2 protein-coding genes are annotated in these 1790 nt (G+C 65.6%); both read right to left on the bottom strand.

Annotated elements, in window-relative coordinates; translation table 11 throughout:
* Positions 1–220, bottom strand: a 220-nt coding sequence (locus EN969_RS29600; protein WP_164758610.1) for an MFS transporter, incomplete at its 3' end; no start/stop codon positions are given.
* Between the two features lie 125 nt (positions 221–345).
* The gene (locus EN969_RS29595) at positions 346–1722 is read right to left on the bottom strand and encodes an FAD-containing oxidoreductase (RefSeq protein WP_063168860.1); all 1377 of its coding nucleotides are present in this window, start codon (positions 1720–1722) and stop codon (positions 346–348) included.
* Positions 1723–1790 lie beyond the last annotated feature (68 nt).

The following is a 1790-nucleotide window of genomic DNA, read 5'->3' as shown; positions in this document are numbered from 1 at the left end:
GCCCGACCAGCACCGGCTTGCGCGGCAAATGCGCAGTGGCCATGGCGACGATCGGGGCGCCGAAGACGACGCCCAGCGCATATCCGGTAACCAGCAGGCCCGCCGCGGGGATCGACACGCCGAGGTCGGCGGCGACCTCAGGCAGCAAGCCCATGATGACGAATTCGGTGGTGCCGATGCAGAAGGACGCAATGGCAAGCGCAAGGATCGGCAAGGGCATGGTGCGTCCAGACTGAATCGGTTCAATTCCAGACTGCGCGAAGCACGCCACCGTGCGCAAGCTGCATTGCTGCATTGCAGCGATGCAGAAAAGGAAGAGCTTTAAAATGGGTCTTCAACGGGCTGTCACGCCAGCGGCTTCAGCTCCTGGGCAATGGTGGGCAGCAACTCCGAAACATTGGGATGGATGTGCACGGCACGCGCCAGCGTGTCGACGGGCGCCTTGGCGTACATCAGGTCGAGCACACAATGGATAGCCTCGTCGCCGCCGGGGCCGAGCACCGAGCAGCCGAGGATCTCCCTGGTGTCGGCATCGACCAGGATTTTCATGAAACCCTGCGTCTCGCCCTTTTCGATAGCGCGGCCGACGCGGGTCATCGGCCGCTGGCCGACCAGCGCGCGACGGCCGGATTTCTTCACTGCGGCCTCGGTCATGCCGCAGCGGCCAAGCGGCGGGTCGATGTAGAGCGCATAGGCTTCGATCCGGTCGCTGACCCTCCGCGGATCGTTGTCGAGCAAATTGGCGGCGACGATCTCGTAGTCGTTGTAGGAGGTGTGGGTGAAGGCGCCCCTGCCGTTGCAGTCGCCCATCGCCCAGATGCCGGGCACGCTGGTGCGCAGCTGGTCGTCGACGGTGACAAAACCGCGCTTGTCGACCTCGACGCCGGCCCTTTCCAGGCCGAGATCGTCGGTGTTGGGCGTGCGCCCCAGCGCCAGCAGCACATGCGAGCCGACCGCCGGTGGCTTGCCGGCGGAGAAGGTCACGGCGATGTCGTCACCCTGTCTGGCGAAGGCAATGTCGTCGGCGCCGACATGGACCGCGATGCCTTCGTTTTCGAGGATCGACAGGATGGCGGCGGAGACATCCTCGTCCTCGCGGCCGGTCAGGCGCGGGCTCTTCTCGACGACGGTGACTTCCGCGCCGAAGCGGCGGAACATCTGAGCGAATTCGAGCGAGATGTAGCTGCCGCCGACGACGACGAGATGGCGCGGCAGCACGTCGAGATCCATCATCGACGAGTTGGTCAGATAGTCGATGTCGTGGATGCCGGGAAGGTCGGGCACCGAGGCGCGGCCGCCGGTGTTGAGGAAGATCTTTTCGGCGGTCAGCAGATCGTCGCCGACGCGCACCGTGTTGGCGGATTCGAAACGCGCATGGCCGCGATAGAGGGTGCACTTGTCCATGCCGGCAATCCAGGTCTCGAGATTGCCGCGAGCGTCGTTTGTGACCTTGTCCTTGCGCGCCTTGATCACCTTGTAATCCACGCCGACCGGCCCGGAGAGCGTCACGCCATAGTCGGCGGCGCGGCGCGCCAGATGCGCGGCATAGGCGCTGGCGACCATGGTCTTGGTCGGCATGCAGCCGGTGTTGACGCAGGTGCCGCCGACCAGCTTGCGCTCGATCAGCGCGACGCTCATGCCGGCGGCCGTCAGCCGCCCGGCCAGCGGAGGGCCAGCCTGTCCGGCACCGATGATGATGGCGTCGAAGATTTTCGTCGTCATGCCACCGCCGCTACGATCAGCAGGCCGCCGATGATCGCCACCGCGTCCTCGATAAAGGCGGCGGGCGG

The sequence above is a fragment of the Mesorhizobium sp. M7A.F.Ca.CA.003.01.2.1 genome, from assembly GCF_003998945.1.
GTDB classification, from domain to species: Bacteria; Pseudomonadota; Alphaproteobacteria; order Rhizobiales; family Rhizobiaceae; genus Mesorhizobium; species Mesorhizobium ciceri.
This window is presented reverse-complemented; position numbering and strand designations above follow the sequence as displayed.